General features: G+C 59.7%; 2 protein-coding genes and 1 pseudogene. 2 read left to right on the top strand and 1 reads right to left on the bottom strand.

The annotated features are described in order from the left end of the window. Positions 1-669, top strand: a pseudogene (locus tag V2I08_RS19750) (IS630 family transposase); the annotation flags it as partial. Positions 670-681: 12 nt separating this feature from the next. Here the strand turns inward: V2I08_RS19750 and V2I08_RS19755 are convergent. Then, the gene (locus V2I08_RS19755; protein WP_349636475.1) at positions 682-7,944 is read right to left on the bottom strand and encodes an autotransporter outer membrane beta-barrel domain-containing protein; all 7,263 of its coding nucleotides are present in this window, start codon (positions 7,942-7,944) and stop codon (positions 682-684) included. 214 nt (positions 7,945-8,158) lie between these two features. Between V2I08_RS19755 and V2I08_RS19760 the strand changes: the two genes are divergently transcribed. Beyond that, on the top strand, positions 8,159-8,353 hold a 195-nt coding region (locus tag V2I08_RS19760; RefSeq protein ID WP_349636476.1), incomplete at its 3' end, for a hypothetical protein.

Raw genomic sequence — 8,353 nt, forward strand, 5'->3', positions numbered from 1 at the left:
TGATCGAGCGCGGCGCTCCGGTTGGGATCGGCACGGTGCATCGCTTCTTCATGCGTCACGGGATCACGCGCAAAAAAAAGACCGGGCACGCGATCGCGCAGGACCGTCCCGACGTTCTGAGGCAACGCCGGTTCTGGTTCGACGGCCAGATCGATCTCGAACCCGAGCGCCTTGTCTTCATCGACGAAACCTGGACTGCCACCAATATGACCCGCAGCCACAGACGCAGCGTCAGGGGCGAGCGCCTGCCGATGGGCTTCCCGCATGGCCACCGCAAGACCACCACGCTGGTCGCGGGCCTGCGCATGACCGGCATGATCGCGCCGATGGTGCTGGACGGGCCGATCAACGGCGACTGGTTCGAAGCCTATGTGGCGCAGGTTCTGGTGCCCCGGCGACTTCGTCGTCATGGACAACCTCTCGATCCACAAGCGGGCGGCAGTAAACGAGAGGATAGAAGCAGCCGACGCGACCGTGCGCTTCCTCCCGCCCTACAGCCAGGACTTCAACCCTATCGAGAAGGCATTCTCAAAGCTCAAGGCCATGCGCTGCAAGGCGGGCGAGCGAACCGTCAGCGGGCTGTGCGACCTGATCGGCAGACTCGTCGACATCTTCCAACCCAACGAATGCGCCAACTACTTCAAATCATGTGGCTATGAACCGGAATGAATGGAAAATGATCTAAAAGGCGAATTTCATCCCGATATTGGCGGATGCCCGACGGTCATCCTCACTATAGGTCTGGGCGGCGTTGGCGAACAGGGAGAGGGCGGAACTGACCCGCATCTCCGCGCCGCCGCTGACGCTGCCGACCAGTCCGCCACGGCGCGCGCCAAGCGAGAGCAGATTCTGGTTCGAGCCTGCAAAGCCTGCCAGCGCCTCAACGCTGCGGCCCTTGAGCTGATATTGGACGCCCAGCCGCACGAACGGACGGAATGGCGCGTCCGACGCCCGGCTGCGGCTAAAGGCGATGCCGCCATTGGCGAACAGGGCATCATGCTTGTCCTTCGCTACGTCGAGCGCCCAGACGCTGCCATTGTCTTCGCGCACGCCAGTGCGGGTCGTCGCGACATAGGTCAGGCCGATGTCCGGCTGTGCCGCCCAATCGCTGCCCAGCACCGCCTCATAGGAGAGAGATAGGTCGCCCAACCAGTTTTTGAGGCGGAAACGGCCATGCGCCTTGCTGCCATCGGGCGTTAGGCGATCGGTATCGGCATCGAGCTGGTGATAGGCCAGCGTCGCGCCGAACCGCAGCGCCCCCAACGCATAGCTGCCCGCAACACCGGCAAACCAGCCATCGGCGTCGGTTTGCGATCCCAGCCGGCGCAGCGTCTGGCGCGAGTCCAGATAGCCGCCAAAGCCCGCAATCGACCAGCGATCGGTGCCTATGCCCAGCCCGCCGAGCAAGCCGTAGCTGCGCGAACGGCTGGCCGACAGGCCGGACTGGTCGTCCGCCGCGATCCGACCCAGGCCGCCCAGATACTGACCGATGCTGAATGCGCGCGTCGCGTCGTCGCCCGAAAGCCGGGCAATGCTGCGCGTGGCGTTGGCGATCGTCAGGCCATTCTCCACGCCCATCTGGATCGCAGACGCATAAGGTTCGGCGGTCAGGCGCGCGAAGGCGGCGGGGTTGGATGCGCCCGATGCGCTCGCCAATACCGGCAGCGCGTCGATCAGGCCATCGCTGGCGGTGCCTGCTGCAATCACGACATTGGTATAATCAATGGCGCGCTGCATCTGCGGCGTGAAGCTGCCATTGTTGAGGAACTGGCCAAGCAGGCGGATGCGCTTGTCATCCTGAACGATGAAACCGAACAGGCTGTCGGGCTTCACGATGCTGGTATAGTTGCCCGATATGCCGCCATTGGCGATGATGAGGTCCAGCGTGGTGCCGGGCTTCACCTGCTGATCGGCGGTCAGGACGAGGCCAGCGCCCTGCGCGATCGTCAGCGTGCCGGAAATCAGCAACTGATCGGACAGGGTCGGGCTGATCTCCATCAGCGTGGTCGATCCACCCGCCAGCGCGACATTGCCGGTCACGGTCATCGTGCCGGGCGATGCGCCGGGGCTGAGCGTGCCGGCGACATTGACATTGCCGATCACATGGCCAGCCGACCCGAACGTCGCCCCCTGGCGCACCAAAATGCTGCCCGCGCGGATGGTCGAGCCAGCAAGCCCCACCAGACGACCGCTGGTCAGGTCGATCATGCCGAAATCCGCGTCACCCGAAACGGTCGCATAGCCACCACTCATGTCCAGCCCGGTGATATTGCTGACCGCCGCAAAGCGGACCGGTGCAGCCGCGCTGCCGGCATTGACCAGGATGCGGTTGTTGCCCGCGCTGCCATCGATGGTGCCTGCGAACAGACCGTTGATGACGAAGCGGTTGTCGGCGCTGCCGAAAGTCAGGCTGTCCGTAGTCAGTGAGGCGTCGCTCGCTAGCGTCAGGTCTCCCTCCACGCTCAGGCTTTCAAGGGTGAAGCCATTGACCAGAGTCAGCATCGCCGCTCCCTGCGCCGTTATCGCCTCGAAGCCGAGCAAGCTGTTGGCATCCAGCGTGCGGGCGTTGGCCAACCCCAGGATCAGGCCGTCATGGCCAGCGCCCCCCGACAGTGTCCCCTGCCACAGTGCACCATCGGCGAGGGTTACGATATCATCGCCACCGGCCATGTCGATCTGGCCGAGCAGGCGACCGCCCGCTACGATTTCGAGCCGTTCGCCGACATCGCCGAAACGCAGCACGCCGTCAGCGCTGCCAAGCTGACCCGTTACGATCAGCGCGCCCCCTGCCAGCGACACCGCCTCGAAACCGGTTACGGCACCGGTCAGCGTGATCGGACCCTGCGCGGTGAAGGCCAGGCTGTCATCGCCCGCGCCGCCATCATAGCGACCCGCCGCGCGGGTCAGATCGAAGATCAGCGCGTCATTGCCGCCGCCCAGTTGCACATGGCTGGCGTCGCCGGTCAGGCGGAGTTGTTCCTGCGCGTCGCTGCCGAGGACCTGGCCGACAAACTGGCTGTTGGTGGTGAGGTTCAGGTTGGTACCCAGAAGGCTGATCAGTTCATATCCCTGAGCCAGCGCCAGCGTCAGCGTGCCCTGGCCCTCGACCGATAACTGTTCGAAGCCGGTCTGGGCGCTGATACCGTTGCGATCGCTCGCAAGCATCACGCGATAGAGGTCGGTCCCGGCACCGCCATCGATCAGGCCTGCAACGCTGCTGCCCGCCTGTTCGGTGAAGCTGTCATTGCCAGCCCCCATGTCGATCGAGCCACCGATGCTGCCACCGTTGACGATGCTGTCATCGCCACCGGCCAGCGCAATGCCACCGCCGATCGTGCCCGCGTTGCGCACACTGTCATTGCCTGCGCCGCCGGTGATGGTGGTCGCGCTGGCGCTGCTCAGCGTCTCGCCTGCCGCGACCGTGACGGTGCCGCCGTCCAGACCGATCGTGTCAAAGCCAAAGTCGCCCGAATAGCTGACATTGCCCTCGCCGATCTGAAAGAAGCGCTCGAAATTGACGAACTGGTCGGCATTCACCGCACCGCCGCCTGTCGCATCGACGATGAAGCTATCCGTGCCGACGCCACCATCGACGGTGCCCTGCAGGATGGCGCTTGCCAACTGGGTGAAGCTGTCATCGCCGTCGCGCAGATAGACGTCGCCGATGATCGTGCCGTGATTGACGATCACATCGTTGCCAAAACCAAGGTCGATCGACCCGATGATCGTGCCGCTGTTGGTAATGCTGTCCGCCGCTACGCCGACCGTCTGGATCGCCCCAGCCAGATAGGGATTGCCGAGCCAGAGGGCGAGTTGGTCGGCATCGCCGAGGGTTGTTCCCGCGCCACCCCCGATCGTACCGGCATTGTCGAGCGTCAACGCCGCACTGGTCACCAGGATAGCCGTGGACAGGTCGCCGGCTGCCTCGATCGTGCCGCCTGCCGCGTTGGACAGGGTCAACGTCGTTGCGTCATTGCCAGTGAAGGCGATAGCGGCTGACGGCGTCGTATAGATAAAATCGCCCGATCCCCAATAGGAATAGATTTCGGTCACCCCGCCCCCATTAGCGCGGATCGTACCGCTGTTAGTAATATGGGCAGTATCGGTCGTGTTATAACGGTCCAGCCACAGGCCGACCGCAGCAGTTGCTCCGCCGTCCGTTTCGATCAGGCCGCTGTTATTCAGAAAATAATTCCCGCTGCTGATCCCGGCATAGTGATTGTTGCTGATTGCGAAGGCGTTGCCGATATCAGCGCGGACCGTTCCGTTATTATTGACCACGACATTGCCAGCACCTTCTCCGGCAAAGGCCGCGATGATGTTCATATGGCCATCGACGAGACCGTTATTCGTTATTTCGATACTGCCTGCCACATCATTGGCGAAGGCGGCATTCACGGTCATACGCCCCTCAATCAGCCCATCATTACGAAGGCTGACGGCGGAGATACCATCGCCAAACAGATCGACCGCGCCAAAGGAGGAGCCGCTGATTGTGCCACTATTGGCGAAGTTGAGATCGCCCCGATAACCATATTGATTGACCGCTGCCATGCTATTGGCATCGCCGATACCGATGCTCCCCTGATTGTCAAAAGAGATGGTATTGCCGGCAAAACCGCCGGTCAGTGTGCCGCGATTGATGAATGATGCCAATTTCCTGGGCAGATAGTCGGCAACAGTTTGAAGGGAATAATAATAGGGAATGTCCGTCGACACGGTTCCGTCGAGCGTAGCCAGGTTGACGATCGTGCCTTCGCCGCCGACGAACAGCGTATCTCTCGACGTCGCCGACGCATCGATCGATACGGTGGCCCCTGCCTGTGCCAGCAAATAATCGCGCTCGAACCCGATGTCCGGACGACCGCCCAGCATGACTGTGGCGTCCTGCGTAAAGACGCGACCGAACATGTCCTGGCCATCACCGCCATCGATCGTCCCGGTCACGCCAAGATCGTCGCCGATCTGTAGGAAAATATCGTTCGCACTGGCAAAACGCAGATCGCCTTCGATCGTGCCTCCATCGGCAATGTAGAGACCGGGGCCGCTATAATAATCGACGCCGAATTGAACATCACCTTTGATGGTGCCGGCATTGCTGATTTGACCATTGCTCAGAGCAATAGCTGCGCCAATACCACCACCTTGGATAACGCCATCGGCCTCGTTGCGGATCGACACGGTATAATAAGAACCAGTGATCGCCGCCCCGTTGGCGCTACGGATCAGGCCGCTGTTTGTCAGGTCGGATCCATAATAGAGATAATCATATGCAACTGCCGTACCGCCCATATCGATCGTGCCGGTGTTGATGAGAGTTTGCGCGTTGACGACGCCCCGGGCCGTCCCATCGCTATTGCCAGCCTCCCGGATAGTACCACTATTGATCAACACTGATCGATCGTCGGACGAATAATAACTACCGTTGACTGCATCGGCTCGACTGACTTCGATCGTACCGCTATTGATTAATGTACCACCATTAAATATAGCCAAAAGGCGAGCATATTCGCCGCCATTTACCAAAATCGTCCCGGCATTTTCAAAGCTGTTGCCTGCGCCAACGTTGATCAACGGAGCGCCATAGTCATAGCTGTTCACCATTGTTTTGGACAAGGTGCCGCGGCTAACCAGTGTAACGGCGTTGGCGAGCGTCTGCCCTTCTCCATCGGTAAGATAGGAAGCGACATCCATTCGGATCAGCGGATCGTACAGGCTGCCGATAATGTCTGCTGTCATATCAACGCTGCCCTGACCGGCAAAAACCAGCGTATCGGCAGGCGCACTCGCTCCAGTCAGGTTCAGCACGCTGCCGGTAGCCAGATCATAACCCATGTGCGAGAATATGCCGACCTTGCCGACGTCAGTCGCGACTGTTCCGTCAATGATATAACGAAGATTTTCGCTGCCATTGCCCGTGACCACACCGCTGATTCCAGAAAACTGGCCAGGGCCATCATTCACGAAACTCGTCACAAGCGTGTCATTGCCGCCGCCCAGATTCAGGTTGCCATCCAATACACCACCCGCACGCGCGATAAACACATTGCCGGAGATCGCGTCGGCATAGCCGCTGCCGAAATCGACATCTCCTTGGATCAGCCCCGCGTTGGAAATCAACGAACCGCCTGAGCCGGGATAAAGCGAAGACGGACGAACAGCCGCCGTGCCGCCACGTACGACGCCACCCACTTCGTTGTAGAGAATGCCGCTATAGCCGAATTCCAGGGCCGCTCCGTCCGACGTGATCGTCCCGCTGTTGACCAGGGTGGCATAATAGAGGCGAGCGCCAATGGTACGCCCCTCTATCAGACCGCTATTGGAGGAGCGGCCTTGATACGCGTTGCTCAGATCCGCGCCCATTCCGCTGACGGACTGGATCGTCCCACTATTGGCGAGGGCTATCGTTGTGCTGACCGCCGTCCCGTCGGCGATAATGGAACCGCTGTTCGCAAACTCATAGCCTCGCGTGAAGCGGACGGCGTTGCCGCCGGTCGCAGTGATCATGCCCGCATTGCTGAAATAGGCTTCGTTCCCCAAGTCCACCGCGAACTGTTCGGGGTTGTTGAGGCGGGCCCGGATGTCGCCTTCATTACGAACAGTCAGGCCGCCTGTCGCACTATTGTCACTGACCAATGCCTGCCCGTCAGTGTCGATCAAGCCCTGATTGATGAAGCGATTTTCCGGATTGTAAAATGAAGAGTCTCCTCCACCAATCGCGATGGTTTTGTTGGAGATGAAGTCCGCGCCCAGCGTCAGCGTCGAACTCTTGCCGATCCACAGAGCTGCCTGCTCGAAACTTGCGGGAAGCGCTATGCCTGTATTGAGGGTCGTATCTTCGTCAAACAGGTAACGTATCGTGTCCACGCCATCACCGGCATCCAGTCGACCAGTGATAGTGCCCAGGCCGACGCTATCCGCGATGAATACATCATCGCCACTGCCGAGCAACACATCGCCCTCAATCACTCCCGCGCGATTGTCGATCAAGCTGCCACTATAGGTATTTTTCGTTATAGAGACGACGTTGCCGCTGATTGTTCCGCTGTTGGTCAGCAGCAGGCGGTTGCCCGCCTCGATCGCATTGCCTGCACTTTCGATGCGACCGGCATTGGTGACCACAAGATAGGTAGGCGCGACTATAGCTGTTCCTGAAGCGCTGCGAATGACTCCACTAGTGCCATTGTCGAGAGAGAAGATCGAGTTCCCCGCGATTGCAGCGCCCGAACCCAGATTTTCGATCAGCCCGCTATTCTCAACATAATTGCCAAAATTATAGTTGCGATACTGGAAAATCGTGGCAGCGTCTCCGTTGGACCTAATGGTGCCGCTGTTGGCGATGGTGCCTTGGCCGTAATAGGCATAAGAACCATAATAGCCGGGTCCGTCGCTGATCGCGCTATTCGCGCCGCCATCAATCAGCCCTTCATTGTTGAGCGAACCGACTTGACTTGAAATGGCACCGATCACGCCGGTCGCACGATTGTGGATAGAAGCAAAGCGACCAGAACTCGAATCATTGCCGCGCAGGGCGATGCCGCTGCTCCCGCTTATCGTCCCGCTATTGTCGAGCGTGACCCAGGACCAACCGTCATAATCTCCGCCATTGGGATTCACTTCGATGCCGACATCGCCCTGAATGGCACCATCCTGCTCGACGACGATGGCACTCTGTGTCAAAATACCGTAGGGATAATAGGTTGCACCATCCGGACCGGCGGCAACGGATATGCCTGCATGGTTGCCAGATACCATACCGCGAACGGTGATCGTGGAGGTAGAAGACCGATAGCCATAGGCTGTATCCACCGGCAGCACCATGATGCCACCACGCCCCGGTCCGGAAACCGCGGCACCAGCATCGACCACGATCTGGGCCTTGTCGACGGCCACAACCAGTCCATTGGTTTCAGTGCCGCTGCAAGTCGTGATACGGTCCGCCACGGCCGGAGACGGCGCGCATTGTGCCCATACGGGGGAGGCTGAAGCGGTTGCCAGGGCGGCGACGCTGGTGCCAAGCGCCAGGGTCCAGCGACGCGCCGATATCATAGTCCCGCCAATCATTAAAAACCCCCCGAATGTAACGCCGGTGTAGCGGCAAAATTTCAATCTATTATCGCGACATGGCGTGCCATTCCATTCTTGTCGAGATGTAAAGTTGGAGGTCAATGGAACTTTTGTTGATGATATTCATCAAGGAAATCAGCGTCGCAACAATAGAATGCTCAAGATCGGTCGAGATTTTCGCCCTTCACGCCCGCCACTAGTCGCCAAGAACGCCGGTGTAGCGGCAAAATTTCAATCTATTATCGCGACATGGCGTGCCATTCCATTCTTGTCGAGATGTAAAGTA

The sequence above is a fragment of the Sphingobium sp. MK2 genome (assembly GCF_040170545.1).
Lineage (GTDB): Bacteria > Pseudomonadota > Alphaproteobacteria > Sphingomonadales > Sphingomonadaceae > Sphingobium.